This window comes from Roseofilum sp. KMC-1 (assembly GCF_057802075.1).
Window position 1 is genome coordinate 2,051,947 of record NZ_CM173605.1, and the last position, 17,470, is coordinate 2,069,416.

A 17,470-nucleotide genomic window follows, 5' to 3' on the forward strand; every position below is an offset into this window, starting at 1 on the left:
ATAGGCTGTGCCGATATTTTTTTATGTATTCCTCTTTGGCTTTTCGTTAAAATTCAAATTAATGAATCATCAGCATGAAAAATTAAGGAGAAATAACTATGGTTACGAATACAATGATCACTCAATCGCCCAATATTCCGCGATTAGAAAATGGAGACCATCTTTCACGCCCAGAATTTGAGCGCCGCTATTCTAACATGCCGGAGTTGAAGAAAGCGGAATTAATCGAAGGAGTGGTTTATATGGCATCACCGTTACGGATTAACCAACATGGAAAACCGCACAGCCACATCATGGGTTGGTTGTTTTCCTATGAAGCAATGACTCCCGGAGTGGAAAGTGGAGACAATTGTACGGTTATCTTAGACCAAAACAACGAACCACAACCGGATGGGTTATTACGCATTGAGCGGGAAGGACAATCGATTGTCAATGAGGCGGGATATATGGTGGGAGCGCCGGAGTTAGTGGTAGAAATTTCTGCTTCGACTGTCTCTCTGGATATGCAAGATAAGTTGCAGGTGTATTGTCGCCATCAGGTGCAAGAATATTTGGTATGGCGGGTTGAGGATCGGGCGATCGATTGGTTTCGCCTGAGAGCGGGTCAATTTGAGAAATTGGAAGCCGACGAAGAGGGGATCATTCGCAGTGAAGTCTATCCGGGATTGTGGTTAGATGTTGAGGCGCTGTTGAGTGGTAATTTAGGGCGGGTGTTGCAGGTATTGCAAGCAGGAATAGCAACAGAAGAGCATCAAGAATTTGTGCAGGTTTTGTCGCAAAAGTAGGTTTGGGTAGAAGGAAATGAAACCCAACCTTAACGTCATGCAGCAATTTTTACTGCTATGCGGTATATTTTGATCGCCCCAACTCCCCTTTTTTATCGGGGGATTTTCCCCAAGCAGATATGAAAAATTAAGGAGAAATAACTATGGTTACGAATACAATGATCACGCGATCGCCCAATATTCCGCCATTAGAAAATGGAGACCATCTTTCGCGCACAGAATTTGAGCGCCGCTATTCTAACATGCCGGAGGTGAAGAAAGCGGAATTAATTGAAGGAGTAGTTTATATGGCATCACCGTTACGCATTAACCAACATGGAAAACCTCACTTTAACACGATCGCTTGGTTGGGAACTTATGCGTCGATGACTCCAGGGTGTCAAGGAGGCGATAATGCAACAGTGATTCTCGATAGTAACAATGAACCCCAACCCGATATCCTCCTCCGGGTTGAGCGGGAAGGACAATCGATTGTCAATGATGAGGGATATGTGGTGGGAGCGCCGGAGTTAGTGGTAGAAATTTCTGCTTCGACTGTTTCTCTGGATATGCAAGATAAGTTGCAGGTGTATTGTCGCCATCAGGTGCAAGAATATTTGGTATGGCGGGTTGAGGATCGGGCGATCGATTGGTTTCGCCTGAGAGCGGGTCAATTTGAGAAATTGGAAGCTGATGAGGAGGGGATCATTCGCAGTGAAGTCTATCCGGGATTGTGGTTAGATGTTGAGGCGCTGTTGAGTGGTAATTTAGGGCGGGTGTTGCAGGTATTGCAAGCAGGAATAGCAACAGAAGAGCATCAAGAATTTGTGCGAGTTTTGTCGCAAAAGTAGGTTTGGGTAGAGTGGGGGAGGGCGGGTTTACAAAAATAGTTGTCAGTCTACAAGATTTGGGTATAACCCGCCCCTACAGATCTCTGTAGCGTAAATAAATAGATTTGATATAAGGGGATTCTGACTGCGATCGAGAGTCTATTTTTAAGGACTGAACCAAAAGGGTGATATTATCATTCCCAATCACTTCCACAATTTCATCGGGTTCTAGGGTACTATTATCGCAACATTTGGCCGGCCACCACGTACCCCTAAAATACACGCGACCCTTTCGGTTAGGGTAAATCGTTTGAGAAACGACTCCTTCACCTTGGAACCATTCCATCGAGCAACTGGAGTTAGATTTTTTTCTGTTTCGGAACCAATTAAACATTAGAAACACCTCTTTATTTTAGGGTTAAACAACTAAATTTGTAGGAGCGAACGGCGTTCGCCCGTATGCTACAGCAGTTTTCGCTGCTATGGGGTACATTTTGATCCCCCTAAATCCCCCTTAAAAAGGGGGACTTTCTGATTCCCCCCCTTTTTAAGGGGGGTTGGGGGGATCTTTTTCGGCTGTACCTCATTACCGCGTAAAGTGCTGTATGTTATGTAACAGATAAAATTTGCAGACTTAGGGCGATCAGTTGCAAGCTGACACTGACGAGGAAAACGATCAGGTAAAATCGTTCAAATAGACTCATATTCCTTCTCCTTCCAGAGTTGGCTGTCATTTGAACACAGTTTATAAAAATGAGTACAAACAAATACTAAACAGGTGTTACTCTTGATCGAGATGGGGAACAAACATCTATAAACAGTTGTGCAAGATGCTAAAAGGGCAGTTTGAGCAGGTGTATGAAAAGCTCACAGACAGACGCAAAGAGGTGCTGAAGCGATTTTTAGCTGGAGAGAGCGATCGCGCTATTGCTCATTCCTTGTCTATTGAAGAAACTACTGTCAGACAGCATCTCAGCAATATTTGCTCTGCTTTTGGACTGAAAAATGATTTAGAGTGCGATCGCACTTCACAACGCCATAATTTAGTAGCCTTATTCGCCAAGTATAAACCGGAGTTAGTCAGACAAGAGACAACACCACAGGAAGACGCACTGGAACCGGAGATAGAGCAAGATACGGAAACTGATCCGAATTTTGTGGGACGGAAAAAGGCTATAACCGATATCAATACCCTGATCCAACAGGGTGCAAGGTGTATCCTGATCCTCAGTCCTGGAGGAGTGGGGAAAACGGTATTAGCGGAACGGTACTTACAGCAACGGTTTCAGACTGTGGTGCGGTTTGATATTGCCAAGGAACGGCAAAACGTCAGTTCTGCGGAAAGTTTGGTGGAGGAGAAGTTACGCATTCTGGGAGAAGAACCGGGACGGGAGTTTGGCGTATCTTTAGATCGCTTGCGAACGAAGTTAGAGTCAGAAAAAATAGGCGTGCTGGTGGATAACCTGGAACCTGCATTAGGGGAAGGGGGAAGATTTATCGAGAATCACCGCAGTTATGTGGATTTAATGCGCGTGTTGTGTGGTTCGTCGGTTCGCTCCGTTACGTTAATCACCAGTCGGGAGAGAGTTGCTGAGAATTTGGATATTGAGGTTTATCCTCTAGAGCGTTTGAGTCTGGAAGCATGGGAGGAGTATTTTCAGCAGAAAGCTATAGATACGAATACTTCGGATTTAGGGGAGATGCACGAAGGGTATCAGGGAAATGCATTGGCGATGAAGATGCTGCGATCGCGTATCACCGCAGACCATGATAACAGCATTGAGGACTACTGGAAATTTCACCGCACGCAGGAGGGAGTAGTCGTAGAAGATGCGATCGCCAATCTCATTATCGAACAATTTAACCGTCTGCAAGAAGTTTGTCCCACAGCGTATCAACTGCTCTATCGGATGGGATGTTTCCGATTCCAAGATGTGCCCACGGTTCCCAGAGCAGGATTATTATGTTTATTGTGGGGTGTACCGGAGCATGAGGGAGTGAGAGCAATTCGGGATTTAGGCGATCGGGGTTTACTTGAGCGCGTGAATGGAGAGTACAAGTTACATCCCTTAATTCGACAAGAAGCGCTGAAACGGTTGCAGGATACTGATAACTGGGAGCAAGCAAACCGCACCGCAGCAGAGTTTTGGCGCAATCTTTTTGAGTATGTGGACAACATCGATCAGTTAAAACAATCTTTTGAGGCGTTCCATCATTATTTTGCTATTCCTGATTATGAATGTGCTGTAGAAATTCTGGTGGAAGACAGGAAAGCCAATTGGATATCTCCGTATCCTTTTAAATCAAAATGGTATAAAAAAGAAACTTTGTATGAACTTAATAGAAGATTAGGACTCTATACTCATCAAATCATCACAGCCGTTACAAAACTTTTACCTCACATTAAAAACTCATATTATATAGCAAGATTATACTTTAGTCTCAGTGCAAGCGTTTGGATTTTAGGGGACATTCGTGAAGCAATAAAATTTTATCAGGAAGCAAGAAAAGCATTACCTCAAGAAAAAAATATTCATATTGAACGAGATTGTATAGCTAGATTTAGTGAAGCCATATGTTATTTAGAGTTGAAAGAAATTGAAGAAGCACTTCCTATTCTGGAGCAAGTTTATGAAGATGCAAAAAAACACAGTATATACTTTTACCTGGTAGAAACTTCTTTTGCTTTAGTGGCTACTTATGCTTATTTGGGAAATACCGATAAGGCTAAGGTATGGATTGATAAACATAAAGAGTATTATCAACAATATTCAGATCAAATAGGCGATTGGGCAATAGTACACCGGAGCTATTTCTTGGGAGAAACCTATAAAATATTTGAGGATTATACTCAGTCAAAAATAGCATACGAGCAGTCACTAGAGGATGCAGATAAAACCCAATATATTCAAGTCAAAGGTAAAGCATTTACTGGAATTGCTGAACTCTATCGCCTCCAAAACGACTATAAAACTGCCTTCTCCTATCACACTCAATCCATCGAAATCTTAGAGAAACTGGGAGCAAAATGTGACCTCGCTGAAGCCTACTATCAACTGGGATTAACCTATCAAGAAACCGGAGATCTTGCCCAGAGCCAAGATTACTTTAACCGAGCCATTAAACTCTGGGAAAAAATCAACGCCCCCAAACAAATAGCACGAGTACGGGAGTCTATGAAAAGTTAAAAAAAATACTGCACTCCGTTCTCCTATCTGCCACACTCTGGGTTTTGATGCCTGATGACTCTCAAACTTCCCAGAATCTCAAATTATGTATTCTGAGCTACAAAAAAACAGAATAAAAATCGATACAATTCCGCCAGCAAATAATATAAACTGTCAAACCCTTGGCAAAATTATTATCTTTCCCCCATTTTCCAGCTCGTACCCTAAAACTCGACAGTGGCTTAACCCTAATCCATCAACAAATGTCAGCCACTCCGGCAGTGGCTGCGGATGTGTGGGTGAGAGCCGGGGCAATGCATGAACCGGAAGAACTGCCAGGATTGGCCCATTTTCTAGAACATATGGTGTTCAAAGGAACCGATCAGATCGGGCCGGGAATATTCGATCGCGTGATTGAAAATCGGGGTGGAGTCAGTAACGCGGCTACCAGCTATGATTATGCCCATTTCTACATCAATACGGCGGTTCCTCACCTGGCGGATACCCTGCCCTATTTAGCCCAAATTTTACTCTATCCGGCGATTCCGAAAGAGGAATTTCTGCAAGAGCGGGAAGTAGTGATGTCAGAAATAAGACAAACTCAAGACGATCCGGACTGGCTTGGGTTTTCCTCTTTGCTGGAAAATTTATATCCGGATCATCCCTATGGGCGATCGGTACTAGGGACGCAAACCGAAGTCTTAAACCATACGCCAGAACAGATGCAGGCGTTCCATCACCAGTGTTATCAACCGGAGAATATGACGGTGGTGTTGGTGGGAGATATTAGTGAAACTCAGGCGATCGATCTGGTGAGTCAAAGTTTCGTCAAGTTAGAAGAAGCACCTAGGAATAGTCAGCCTTGGGGAAATGGGCGATCGCCGAAAAAATTTGCCACAGAACATGGATTCAGAAAACCCCAAGCCCACGCCATTTTTCCCCTAGAAACCATTCACAGAAAGGAATTAAAGTATCCTCGCTTAGAAGAAGCTCGATTAATGATGGCCTGGTTAGGGCCGGGAGTGAGTCGCCTCAGTGAAGCCTATGCCTTGGATTTAATTTCCGTACTCTTAGCCAGTGGGCGGACTTCCCGTCTTGTGAGAGAATTACAGGAAGAACAGGGTTTAGTGTATGGGGTTGGCAGTGATTTCTCTCTGCAACAGGATTCTAGCTTGTTTACGATTACGGTTTGGTTAGAGCCAAAATATCTGGACTATGTAGAAGCCTTGATCCGAGATCGCCTAGAGACCCTACGCACAACCCCGATTTTGGAGAGTGAATTGCGATCGTGCCAGCGTCAACTGTGTAATGATTATGCCTTCTCTACGGAAACCCCTAGTCAATTGGCTGGATTGTATGGGTATTACCATACCGTGGCAGAAGCTAGGCAAGCGGTGAGTTATCCCTATCGCATTCAATCCCTGACTCCTGAAGATATCCAGCATGTGGCTCGCAAATATTTACATCCCGATCGCTATGTGGTGACTCAACTGAAACCCTTGTGGTAATTCCGGGATGTTCTATCTGATGTTCTATCTGTTGTAGGGGCGGGTTTGAAACCCGCCCCTACAACAATCTCTCCAGTAAGATCAAACAATTGAAGAAGTTTAAACAGAAACCGTTGTTTCTAAGTGATTTAATCGCTCTGCTAACAGGCTTTCTAACTGTTCTAAGGCTTTAGAAAATGCTTTAATCCCTTCCTCAAGTTTTTCGGAAGCCATCCGATCTTCGGCGTGCATTTTCTCGAAGGTTGCCTTATCCATGGGGATTTTTGCGATCGCCATTTCCTGAGCTGCTTCTGGACATAGTTTTCTGGGTAATTCCCCGGTGGTGCTATCGAGTTCTCCTAAGAGTTTAGGGGAAATAGTAAGCAGATCGCATCCAGCTAACTCGGTGATTTCGCCAAGGTTACGGAAACTCGCTCCCATGACTTCCGTGGGGTAGCCGAATTTTTTGTAGTAGTTGTAAATGGTTGTCACGGACAATACACCGGGATCTTCAGAGGGAGCATAGCTTTCACGCCCCGTTTCTTTTTTGTACCAGTCTAAAATGCGACCGACAAAGGGAGAGATCAGGGTAACTCCAGCTTCGGCACAGGCGATCGCCTGGTGTAAGCCAAATAAGAGCGTTAAATTACAATGGATAGCTTCTTTTTCCAAAATTTCAGCCGCTCGGATACCTTCCCAAGTGGAGGCAATTTTGATTAAGATGCGATCGCGTGATACCCCAGCTTCTTCATATTGGGCGATAATTGCTCTTGCTTTGGCGATCGTCGCTTCCGTATCATAGGATAACCGAGCATCGACCTCCGTAGACACCCGTCCAGAGATAATATCCAGGATTTTCAACCCAAACGCCACCGCTAGGCGATCGAAGGCGAATTGAACCACTTCCTGAGTTCCTGCCCCCTCTCCTAACTCTTTTCTGGCTTTTTTCAGGGTACTATCAACAATCTCTTGATATTCGGGCATTTGAGCTGCTGCTGTAATCAGAGAGGGGTTTGTCGTTGCATCACGGGGGGTGAATTTCTCCATTGACTGCATATCCCCCGTATCGGCAACTACAACTGTCATTTGTCGCAGTTGTTCTAGTAGCGTCTGACTCATATTATCTCCTAAAATTTCGTTCAATCAGGCAAGAGATGGATCGTTTAAACTTACCCCATTTAATCTTAAGAAATTTTCGAGAGTCCCGAACTTAAATAACCCTTAAAAATTTAGGGGGGATGGCAAAAAAAATTAAGGATTATTTTAGGATTGCAGCAAAACCGATTAAATTTCCACTTCCTCGATCCCCCATAGGAATAAATTACCCATTACATTTCATGACGCTTAAGCCTTCGCAGGCGATCGGAATAACTCCGTAACACCTCTAGGGCAAATTCTGGCGTTTCTTGCACCGCAAATAAAAAGCGCCGTCTATCAATAAAGGCTAAGGTACAATCCGTTTTTGCCACTGCGGTAGAAGCGCGAGTGCCTTCATGATGCACTAAAGCACCTTCTCCAAACACATCGCCTTGTTCAATCGTTTCTACCACTTCACCATTAACCTTTAATTCCACCGTTCCTTCAATAATGCCATACATATGTTCCCCTTTATGGCCATCTTCAAAGATAATCTCTCCCGCCTTAAAATGGCGGGGTTCGGGTTGTTTTTGGAATAATTTAATTGTTTCTAAAGCGACCATAAACACTTAATCTATCTCCTATCTTTACTATTGAAATCAACGATCGATACCTTTCTTGAGACCTTACCGAGACAAGGGGCTGAGGGCCCCTTGTTGCACCCAAAACTCTTCATCTACCACCAAGAAATTAGGTGATCACTGTGGGTCGATCTCGTCCAGTTAATGAACGAATTTGGGCAATTTCATCTGCCAGTTGAATTAAGGAAGCTAAGGCTTCTTGAGGGTCTTGATTGTGCGCTCTAGAATCGGGTTCATACCGCTCTAAATAAACGCGCAAAGTCGCCCCTTGAGTTCCGGTTCCCGACAGACGGAAGACGATACGAGAGCCATCCGTAAAGCCAACGCGAATCCCTTGTTTTGTGGACACACTACCATCAATAGGATCAGTATAGCTGAAGTCATCAGCATATTTGACTTCATAGTTTCCATACTGTTTACCCTTGAGTGTTGACACTAAAGAGCGCAGGTTTTCCATTAAGGTATTGGCGGGTTCGGAGTCTACCCCTTCATAGTCATGGCGGGAGTAGTAATTTCGACCGTAAGTTTGCCAATGTTCGCGAACAATTTCCTCAACGGATTGCTTTTTAACGGCGAGGATATTTAACCAAAATAAAACAGACCAAAGTCCATCTTTTTCCCGGACATGATTAGAACCGGTTCCAAAGCTTTCTTCACCGCAAAGGGTAGCTTTTCCAGCATCGAGAAGATTACCAAAGAATTTCCAGCCGGTGGGAGTTTCGTAACAGTCAATACCCAGTTTTTCAGCAACGCGGTCAGGGGCTTCACTGGTGGGCATGGAGCGGGCAATTCCGGCTAGGCCATCTTTGTATCCGGGGACGAGGGTGGCATTGGCGGCGAGGACGGCTAAACTATCGCTAGGGGTAACAAAAAAGTGGTTTCCTAGGATCATATTGCGATCGCCGTCTCCATCGGATGCCGCGCCAAAATCAGGCGCATGATCTCCATAGAGAATCTCGACTAAATCATGGGCATAGACTAAGTTAGGATCGGGATGACCCCCGCCAAAGTCTTCGAGAGGAACCCCATTTTGGACGGTTCCCGCAGGCGCTCCTAGGCGAGTTTCAAACAGTTCTTTGGCATAGGGCCCAGTGACCGCGTGCATGGAGTCCATACACATGCGAAACTGGCCAGAAGCGAGATAGTCGCGAATTACGTTAAAGTCAAACAGAGATTCCATTAACTCGGCATAGTCGGTAACGGAGTTAATCACCTCTACGCTCATGTCTCCCAGTTTGAAGCTACCCAACTGGTCAAGATTGAGGTCGGCTGCTTCTAAGATTTTATAGCGATCGATGGTTTGGGAGCGATCGTAGATGGCGCTAGTTACTTTTTCCGGAGCCGGGCCGCCATTACTGACGTTATACTTGACACCAAAATCCCCTTCAGGGCCCCCTGGGTTATGGCTCGCAGAAAGAACGATACCTCCAAAAGCATCATTTTTACGGATCAGACAAGAGGCAGCCGGAGTAGACAAAATCCCCCCTTCACCCACTAAAGTGCGACCGACTCCATTAGCAGCCGCAATTTTCAAAATCGTCTGGATAGCTGTACGGTTATAATAGCGACCATCTCCACCTAAGACCAAGGTTTTGCCTTGAAAGTCCTCTAAACTATCAAAAATCGATTGGATGAAATTTTCCAAATAATGGGGTTGTTGAAACACCGGAACCTGTTTGCGTAAACCGGAGGTTCCCGGTTTTTGGTCGGTAAACGGTTGAGTTGAAATCGTTTTTATGCTCATAAATAGCTGATGCTCGGATCTTCAGCATCTTCATTTTCAAGCATTTTGTGCCCCTTGCGGCCTTGGGGCGAGAAAAAATTTGGCCCTGTTGTCTGCATGTACATCTTGCCAGAGAGGGCGCTCTTGGCTCAAGGCAAAATATTCTCGTAGGTAATTATGCAGAAATCCTCTATATTTCATTGCACATGGCCAAAAATTAACCCACACCTAAATTAGAGTGTGGGTTAATCGCAGATCTACAACTATAGAAATGGGTTACATAGAAGACCCAAGACCAGCATAGGCTCCATAGAAGAATAAGCCAACAACCACTAATACGCCAGTTCCGGCGACCGTGGCTACAATCCAAAGGGGAATTCTAAAATCCGACATTTGACGTTTCTTCCTAATTTACACAACACAACAATCAATCAGTTCCCCATCCTAAATGAAATAGGTGGGGAATTTTTCAGAGCAACCCAATTAGTTAAAGAAGTAACTGGAAAATAAGATCCCCAATACAAAAATCAGCAACAAGCCCAGATATAGGGATGTCCGATTCAATTCAACAGGTTGCTTATTGGGATTTTGATTACGGGTGGGCATGTCTTTTTCCTATCTCTGAATGAATTGCATTGCTGCGATCGCGCCTAAAAAGAAGACAGAAGGCACAGCCAAAGTATGGACTGCCAGCCATCTGACGGTAAAAATGGGATAAGAAACAGGTTGATTTTGGTTACTGCTTGTCATAATTTCCGATCACTGAGTTCAAACTACTTACCGATAAATTCTTCGATTTGTTTATTCCCTTCATAACGATCGGTTACGATAGGAATCTCCTGGCGCTGCTGAGTAAAATACTCATCCGGACGGGGAGTACCGAAGGCATCATAGGCCAAACCGGTGCTGACAAACAGCCAACCGGCAACAAACAACATCGGAATGGTGATGCTATGGATTAACCAATAGCGGACACTGGTAATAATATCCCCAAAGGGACGTTCTCCGGTGGAACCACCTGCCATGAATTTTCCTCCTCTTTAGAACACGACAATTGGGATCATTAGTCTATATCATACGAAAGATTAGGCCGATTGCGTGGAGTTGTCATATTTTAAAATCGTGCCTCCATTACCAACCACAAATCCGATTTCGGGACTTTCAAAATCAATCTGGTAGAAGTTAGAGGGTACATTTTCCACGCTGCGGTCTTTTTGCCAAGTTTTCCCACCATCAAAGCTGACAATCAGATTCCCACTACCGCCAGATATCCAGATTTCTTCTGGGGTACGATAGGCTAGATCGAGGAATCCGATGCTAGAGGCAAACTCTGGATTTTGGGTATCTTGCCAATCTTCAGAGGTTTCTGGAGTCTCCACTTTACTAAACTGGAGAGCGCCTCCTCTAGCAAGAAGCCACAACCGATCATCGGTCGTAAAGCCCATTTTTTGCAAGCGTTTGGAGTTATTGCGGTTATGCTGAACCCAGGCCGAATCTCCCGGTTCCCAGGTGGAATAGAAGTTACCGTTGGCGGAAACAGTGACATACTTGCCATCAGGCGATCGCGAAATATTACGATACACCCCTACCGCAGACTCCACCAAGCCTTTCCAGGTTTTACCCCCATCTTCAGTGCGATAGATCGCGCCTAAATCTGTGGTCATCTCGGCTGAATTTGGCCCTAACGCCAAAATAGTTTTCGTCGTTCCTGGTAACTTAGCGCTGAGGGGAATATTAGACCAAGAGTCCCCCCCATCAGTAGAATGAAGCAGAATTGAAGGCATCCCCACAATCCATCCTTCATCCCCACTAAAACTGACCGAGGTCAACCGAGTCCTCGAATCAATATCCAGATATTTCGGTTGCCAGGTTTGGCCGCTATCATTGGTTTCTAATAAGGTTGCATTACTGCCGACTAGCCACCCATGGTTGGGATCGCCTGTAAAGCCAATATCCTGAACCGTTTCCTCAGTCGGTAACTGAATCACTTGCCAAGGACTCGACTCTACAGAAGGTAAATAGGCATTTTTACAACTAGCGCATAGCAGAACAACCGCGATTAATGTTACAACTCGTTGCAGAATTTTCACAATTGATGGCATTACTCCAGATTTGACCGCTAGTTTCGGTTTTACTGTAAACCGTAAAGACTCAGAAAAAACAACAATCCCAGGGCTAATCCCCCAAAAATCAGGAGATTTTTTTGGCCTGGGGTTAACGTATTGACCCCAAACCCGTAGCCCACATTTTCGGCAAAGCCTGACGCTCCACCGGCTGCACCGATGTTTTGAAATTTACCCCGTTGTGCGCTACAAACGGGACAGCGCCAGCCTTGAGGTAATTCCTCAAATGGAGTCCCTGGGGGGATTTGGCGTTTTCCATCCCCTTGGGTTGGCTCATAGACATAGCCACAAGCGCGACACTCATAGCGATCGAGTGCCCTTTCTGGAGTTGGCTTCGATGTTTCTGGGGTCTCAGACGATCCGGTACTCATTGCCCTACAAGAACCTTGGGAATTTTTAGAGAAATCTTAAAATTTCTGTAAACTATTATGACATAACCCGCGCCCCTCTTTGGTGAGCCATGGGGGAATGGGCGATCGGGGTTTTTAATCCTCAGATTAAAAAGAGTTTACCCATTCCTCATTACCCTAACTTGATAAGGTACGCCGTTTAGTCACCATGCGATAGGTGTGAATCACATCACCCATTTCCCAACTGGTAAATTTATCGACACCAATTCCACATTCAAAACCGGCATTGACTTCTTTAACATCATCCCGTTCCCGACGCAGGGAATCTAGGAAGCCTTCATAAACCAAGTTTTGGTTTCGCATGACCCGCAAATTGCAGTTACGGATGGCTTTACCGGACTGGACATAGCATCCAGCCACCGCACCTTTACCGACAGCAAAGACAGCCCGGACTTCGACTCGGCCGAGTTCTTCTTCCACCAGTTCAGGATCGAGTAGACCTTCCATGGCCCCTTGGATATCATCCAAGAGGTTATAGATAATGTCATATTCGCGCACATCTACCCCCGTTTGATCGGCGGCGGAACGAGCGCCACTGGCAAAGGTGGTATTGAAGGCAATAATGACCGCATTGGAGGCAGCCGCTAGATCCACATCGGTTTCGGTGACTTCACCGGCTGCCGCTAGGAGGATACGCAGTTGCACTTCATTTTGAGGCAGTTGTTGCAGGGAGCCGAGAATGGCTTCCACAGATCCTTGTACATCGGCTTTCAAGACCAGGTTGAGTTCTTTGAGTTCTCCTTCTTTGACTTGGGCACTTAAAGAAGTGAGGGTAACCCGACGGGAGGCGAGGGCTTGTTGCAGGCGAGCTTCTCGTTGAATCGTCGCTCGAGCGCTGGCGATCGCCCGCGCTTCTTTTTCATCGGCCATACATTCAAACTCATCTCCGGCTGAGGGCAGTTCATTGAGACCCAATACCTCAACCGCAAAGGAAGGTAGGGCTGCATCGACCCGTTCTCCTCGGTCATCGACCATCGCCCGGACTTTCCCCATGGTGGCTCCCGCCACTACCGCATCACCGACTCGCAGGGTTCCATTTTGTACCAGTAAAGTCGCTACGGGGCCTCTGGATTTATCCAGATGAGCTTCAATGATGGTTCCTTTCGCTAGGCGATCGGGATTAGCCGAAAGTTCTTCTACTTCAGACACCAAGATCAGCATTTCCAGCAAACCATCCAAGTTTTCTCCTTTGATGGCACTCACCGGAACCATAATGGTATCGCCGCCCCACTCTTCAGGAACTAAGCCATGTTCCATTAACTCTTGTTTAACGCGATCGGGAGAAGCCCCTTCCTTATCAATCTTGTTAATCGCCACTACAATAGGAACCTCGGCAGCTTTGGCATGGCTAATGGCCTCAATCGTTTGAGGACGAACCCCATCATCTGCTGCAACCACCAGAATCGCAATATCCGTTACCCGTGCCCCTCTCGCCCGCATAGCAGTAAAGGCTTCGTGACCTGGAGTATCTAAAAAGACGATTTGCTGAGTATGATTATCATGCTCCACATCCACATGGTAAGCCCCAATATGTTGGGTAATGCCACCAGCTTCTGAATCAACCACCTTAGTTTTGCGAATCGCATCAAGAAGGGTCGTTTTTCCATGATCCACATGGCCCATAATCGTCACCACAGGAGGACGACGATGGAGGTGTGCCAAGTCTCCCGCTTCGAGCATCTGGGTTTTCTTGGCTTCAGATTGGGCCGTAGCCGTTTCCACTTCTGTACCCAAATCTTCGGCTACCCAAATAGCCGTTTCCAGATCTAAGGTTTGGGTGACAGTGGCCGCAATTCCCTTATTGAATAAGCGTTTAACCACTTCAGTTTCAGGAACCATCAGTAGGGTAGCTAAATCACGAACCATTAATTCACCCTTAAGGGTAATTTTTTCCGGTTTCTCTGGTTTTTCCGCCCCTTTATTGGCCATGCGTCGTCCCCTGTGATCCCGATTGGCTGATCGCTTCTTGGCTGAGGAGGGTATGCTGGTTGGTTTGGCTGGGGGACTCGATAGTCCCTTGGGTTTGGCGGGACGAGCCAGAGATAGACTCACTTCTGTGCTGCTATCACCATCTTCAAGATCGTCATCGAGATCGTCATCTAAATCCTCATCAATAATGTGAGGACGGCGTTTTTTGGTTACCCCTTTACCCAATTTAGGGCTGCCCTTTTGGATCTCATCATCATCCTCCTCCTCTGACCGTTTTTTCACCTTTTTGGTGGGTCGAGGCATGGGCCGTCTTAACTCTAATTCTAGTTCTTCTCCTGGTTCTGAGCTATCTACAGGATCGATCACGAGATCTTCATCTTCCATCTCTTCATTATTGGCTTTTGTAGAAGAGGCTCCCGGTCTCACTGGACGGGGACGTAGAGAATCGGATAGTTTCTCTCTATCGCCGGTTTCCGATTTAGAAGTCCTTTTTGGTCTCGAACCAACAGCCGTTAAATCACCACTGCCAGAAGAGCGCTGTACTTTCTTGCTCACACTGGGTTTTTCCGATTTCCCACTCTCTTTATCTTTGAGGATAATCGGTTTTGTCCCTTGAGACTTCTTCACCTCTACGGTTTCGGGTTTTTGCCCATTGCCCGCTCTCTTCAACCGAGGCGGTTTGGGAGATTTACTGGGTTTAGCGGTCGTCTTGGGTTGCTCAGGAGATGGGGTTACCGTTTCCTCGGTTATTTCTGGGGTCGTTTTCTCCTCAACTTTTGAGGGTTTAGAAGGGCGTACTGGAGGGCCAATCAGTTGGGTCATTTGATCTGCATCAGACATGGATAGAGTTGGGGTCACGTCCTTAGAGGGTGAATGGGGAGATTTCTGGGCATTCTTTGGAGCTGCGGGTTTTTCAGGGGGACGGGGGACAACCGCCTTACCCTCAGCTTTTTCCTCAGAAGAAACGGGAGGAGTTGATTGAGAAACGGGAGGCACAGATGAAGGTCGCGATGGCGGAGCTTGCAGGGAGACCGAATCTTCTAAGGAACCACCAGGAACCTCTAGAGCCAATCCGCTCTCTCTGTCTAATTCTGAGGGATGTCTACGAATTTCTAGAATTTGCTGTTTTTTCTTAATCGGTTTTTCAATACCCTGGGATTTTAAGCGATGATGAGTCGGTTTTCCGGCTGGTGTTTCGCTAGGGGGGTGTTTTTCAGCCCAAGCGCGAATCCGCTCTGCTTCCGATTCGGATATGGTACTGCTATGGCTTTTGTACGTGATATTCAATTGGTCGCAAAGATTTAAAACGTAATGATTGTCCAAATTCAATTCCTTGGATAGTTCGTATATTCTGACTTTGCCGTTGTTCATCCACACTTGCCTCTTCTGTGATATCTACTGGATTTTACATAGTGGCCTGCCTTTCGACGACAACTACAGGGACTAGAGCGCGATCGCCACTGGGGTCAAAAACGCTTCTTTATTTAATCTTGCACAAATTGTTAAACAACTGGAGAGATTGTTAGGATTTTTAGAGATCCCTGACCCGATGAGTTAGATAACCCAACCCTTCACCCCCTAGGTGGGGTGAAAACGGGGATTTACGGCTCTCCTTCGGGGAGAGATTTCGGGTCAGCCTCAACCGCCTTTAAACGAGACCACAAAGCTTCATAAACTAATGGTGTAACATCCGCTCTGAGCGATCGCCCCAATCGATTCTTTTTTTGAGCCGCTTTCAAACATTCCGCTTGTGGGCATAAATAAGCCGATCGCCCCATACCCCGATCTAACTGGATCTGATGATCGGGATCAACCCGGACAATACGCCAAAAGGCTTCTTTGCCATCGACTTTTCGGCAACTCACACAACGCCGTTGATTCGGCTTCATTTCCTCTCCCTCAATGCCGTTTAGTTTCCTCTAGAGTTTATTCTTTCTCCTCCTCTTCTTGAGTCCTATCCTCCTCCTCTAATTCTACTAATTCTGAGACTTCTGGGGAATCTTCCTCTGGATCTAAAGTCGATTCTACCGAGGCGGCAACCAACTCTTCTTCCTCTAAGGATTCTTCTTCCCCATCATCCGATTGACCTTCCGCTTCATGGCGAGCCTCAATGATAGCCGTCATCTTCTCCTGTTCAGCCGTAGCATCATAAAGGGCCCCATCTTTAATATCAATTTTCCAGCCCGTTAATCGAGCCGCCAAACGGACATTTTGGCCCTCCTTTCCAATGGCTAAACTTAATTGATCTTCAGCCACCAACACATGGGCTTGGCGTACTTCTGGATCGATTAAATACACCGAATCTACCCGCGCTGGACTCAGAGCATTAGCAATATAGGTGGCTGGATCGGGAGACCAACGGATCACATCTATTTTTTCCCCTCGCAACTCATTGACCACCACCTGGATACGCGATCCTCGCGCCCCAATACAAGCGCCCACCGGGTCTACATCCCGCTCTAGAGTATCCACCGCTATCTTGGTTCTTGGCCCCACATAGCGGGAGGGAGGATTAGCTTCTCGGGCCACAGCCACAATCCGCACCACCTCATCCTCAATTTCCGGCACTTCATTTTCAAATAAGTATACAACTAAGCCCGCATCTGCACGGGAGACCATCAACTGGGGGCCCCGATGGGAACCCGATCCCACTTTTTTCAGATACACCTTAAACGTGGCATTAGCCCGGTAATTATCATTGGGTAACTGTTCCCGTTTCGGTAACTCGGCCTCTACTTCTGGCTGTCCATAGCCACTGGTAACGGCCAGAATGACTGATTGGCGCTCAAAACGCAGCACCCGTGCCTGTAGCACCTCTCCTTCGAGGTCTTGAAACTCTTCTTGAATCAGTTTGCGTTGTTGATCCCGGAGTTTTTGCGCCAACACCTGCTTGGTTTGAATGGCTGCCATGCGTCCAAAGTCGCCCTGATCTGGGGTAACATCCAACACGACTGTATCCCCGATTTGGGCTTCATCGGCCACTTCTTGCACTTCTTTGAGGGAAATTTGATGATCGGAATTGCTTACTTCCTCCATAATCACCTTGGTGGAGAGAATCCGAAATCCTTCTTCATCGAGATCGAGTTCCACTTCAAAATTATCAAAATAGTCTTCCTCAAAGCTTTTCAGGTGAGCCGCTCTGCGGTAGCGTTCATAACCCTTCATTAGAGCTTCTCTAAGGGCCGCTTGAACTGCCGTTTTGGGTAAGTTTCGTTCTTTGCTGATACTCTCAATTAAATTTTTGAGTCCAGGCAAGTTAACCATTGACATCGTTAATTATTTTCCTTTCTTCTAGGTAAATTAGGGATTGCCCTGTAGG

The 17,470-nt window shown here is 46.1% G+C and carries 17 protein-coding genes; 4 read left to right on the plus strand and 13 right to left on the minus strand.

Annotated elements, in window-relative coordinates; all coding sequences use genetic code 11:
• The first annotated feature begins 98 nt into the window (after positions 1 to 98).
• Together AC3FZD_RS09480 and AC3FZD_RS09485 are read left to right on the plus strand one after the other, a co-directional pair.
• Entirely contained in the window at positions 99 to 785 is a 687-nt protein-coding gene (locus AC3FZD_RS09480; RefSeq protein WP_488739896.1) for a Uma2 family endonuclease, read from the plus strand.
• A gap of 143 nt (positions 786 to 928) precedes the next feature.
• A complete protein-coding gene (locus AC3FZD_RS09485; RefSeq protein WP_488739897.1) occupies positions 929 to 1,615 on the plus strand; it encodes a Uma2 family endonuclease in 687 nt (228 codons plus the stop codon).
• A gap of 73 nt (positions 1,616 to 1,688) precedes the next feature.
• Here AC3FZD_RS09485 and AC3FZD_RS09490 read toward each other — a convergent pair whose 3' ends face one another.
• Positions 1,689 to 1,940 carry an NfeD family protein gene (locus tag AC3FZD_RS09490; RefSeq protein ID WP_488739898.1) on the minus strand — a complete coding sequence of 84 codons (252 nt, stop codon included), beginning with the start codon at positions 1,938 to 1,940 and terminating at the stop codon, positions 1,689 to 1,691.
• Positions 1,941 to 2,424: 484 nt separating this feature from the next.
• Here AC3FZD_RS09490 and AC3FZD_RS09495 point away from each other — a divergent pair, with 484 nt between their 5' ends.
• Both AC3FZD_RS09495 and AC3FZD_RS09500 read left to right on the plus strand, forming a co-directional pair.
• Positions 2,425 to 4,782 carry a tetratricopeptide repeat protein gene (locus AC3FZD_RS09495; RefSeq protein ID WP_488739899.1) on the plus strand — a complete coding sequence of 786 codons (2,358 nt, stop codon included), beginning with the start codon at positions 2,425 to 2,427 and terminating at the stop codon, positions 4,780 to 4,782.
• Between the two features lie 161 nt (positions 4,783 to 4,943).
• Positions 4,944 to 6,269 (plus strand): M16 family metallopeptidase, encoded by a 1,326-nt coding sequence (locus AC3FZD_RS09500; RefSeq protein ID WP_488739900.1) that lies wholly within the window; start codon positions 4,944 to 4,946, stop codon positions 6,267 to 6,269.
• A 99-nt stretch (positions 6,270 to 6,368) separates the two neighbouring features.
• On the opposite strand, the gene AC3FZD_RS09505 is transcribed toward AC3FZD_RS09500, so the two are convergent.
• From AC3FZD_RS09505 to nusA, 12 genes are all read right to left on the minus strand, one after another.
• Positions 6,369 to 7,367 (minus strand): transaldolase, encoded by a 999-nt coding sequence (locus tag AC3FZD_RS09505; RefSeq protein WP_488739901.1) that lies wholly within the window; start codon positions 7,365 to 7,367, stop codon positions 6,369 to 6,371.
• Positions 7,368 to 7,576: 209 nt separating this feature from the next.
• Positions 7,577 to 7,948: a cyclic nucleotide-binding domain-containing protein gene (locus tag AC3FZD_RS09510; protein WP_488739902.1), complete on the minus strand. Its 372-nt coding sequence runs from the start codon at positions 7,946 to 7,948 to the stop codon at positions 7,577 to 7,579.
• A gap of 127 nt (positions 7,949 to 8,075) precedes the next feature.
• On the minus strand, positions 8,076 to 9,710 hold the full coding sequence (locus AC3FZD_RS09515) for an alpha-D-glucose phosphate-specific phosphoglucomutase (RefSeq protein ID WP_488739903.1): 1,635 nt from the start codon (positions 9,708 to 9,710) through the stop codon (positions 8,076 to 8,078).
• Positions 9,711 to 9,965: 255 nt separating this feature from the next.
• Positions 9,966 to 10,100, minus strand: coding sequence for a photosystem II reaction center protein J (locus tag AC3FZD_RS09520; protein WP_488740306.1), 135 nt, complete (start codon positions 10,098 to 10,100; stop codon positions 9,966 to 9,968).
• A gap of 72 nt (positions 10,101 to 10,172) precedes the next feature.
• A complete protein-coding gene (gene psbL / locus AC3FZD_RS09525) occupies positions 10,173 to 10,295 on the minus strand; it encodes a photosystem II reaction center protein PsbL (protein WP_271942773.1) in 123 nt (40 codons plus the stop codon).
• A 9-nt stretch (positions 10,296 to 10,304) separates the two neighbouring features.
• Positions 10,305 to 10,439, minus strand: a complete 135-nt coding sequence (gene psbF, locus AC3FZD_RS09530; protein WP_283755089.1) for a cytochrome b559 subunit beta — start codon at positions 10,437 to 10,439, stop codon at positions 10,305 to 10,307.
• A gap of 23 nt (positions 10,440 to 10,462) precedes the next feature.
• Complete coding sequence (psbE, locus tag AC3FZD_RS09535; protein ID WP_488739904.1) at positions 10,463 to 10,714, minus strand: cytochrome b559 subunit alpha; 252 nt, start codon at positions 10,712 to 10,714, stop codon at positions 10,463 to 10,465.
• A gap of 60 nt (positions 10,715 to 10,774) precedes the next feature.
• A complete protein-coding gene (locus AC3FZD_RS09540) occupies positions 10,775 to 11,791 on the minus strand; it encodes a photosynthesis system II assembly factor Ycf48 (RefSeq protein WP_488739905.1) in 1,017 nt (338 codons plus the stop codon).
• Positions 11,792 to 11,820: 29 nt separating this feature from the next.
• Positions 11,821 to 12,183 carry a rubredoxin gene (locus tag AC3FZD_RS09545; RefSeq protein WP_488739906.1) on the minus strand — a complete coding sequence of 121 codons (363 nt, stop codon included), beginning with the start codon at positions 12,181 to 12,183 and terminating at the stop codon, positions 11,821 to 11,823.
• Positions 12,184 to 12,339: 156 nt separating this feature from the next.
• On the minus strand, positions 12,340 to 15,522 hold the full coding sequence (gene infB / locus AC3FZD_RS09550; RefSeq protein WP_488739907.1) for a translation initiation factor IF-2: 3,183 nt from the start codon (positions 15,520 to 15,522) through the stop codon (positions 12,340 to 12,342).
• Between the two features lie 230 nt (positions 15,523 to 15,752).
• Positions 15,753 to 16,040: a YlxR family protein gene (locus tag AC3FZD_RS09555; protein ID WP_488739908.1), complete on the minus strand. Its 288-nt coding sequence runs from the start codon at positions 16,038 to 16,040 to the stop codon at positions 15,753 to 15,755.
• Positions 16,041 to 16,077: 37 nt separating this feature from the next.
• A complete protein-coding gene (nusA, locus tag AC3FZD_RS09560) occupies positions 16,078 to 17,421 on the minus strand; it encodes a transcription termination factor NusA (protein WP_488739909.1) in 1,344 nt (447 codons plus the stop codon).
• Between the last annotated feature and the right edge of the window lie 49 nt (positions 17,422 to 17,470).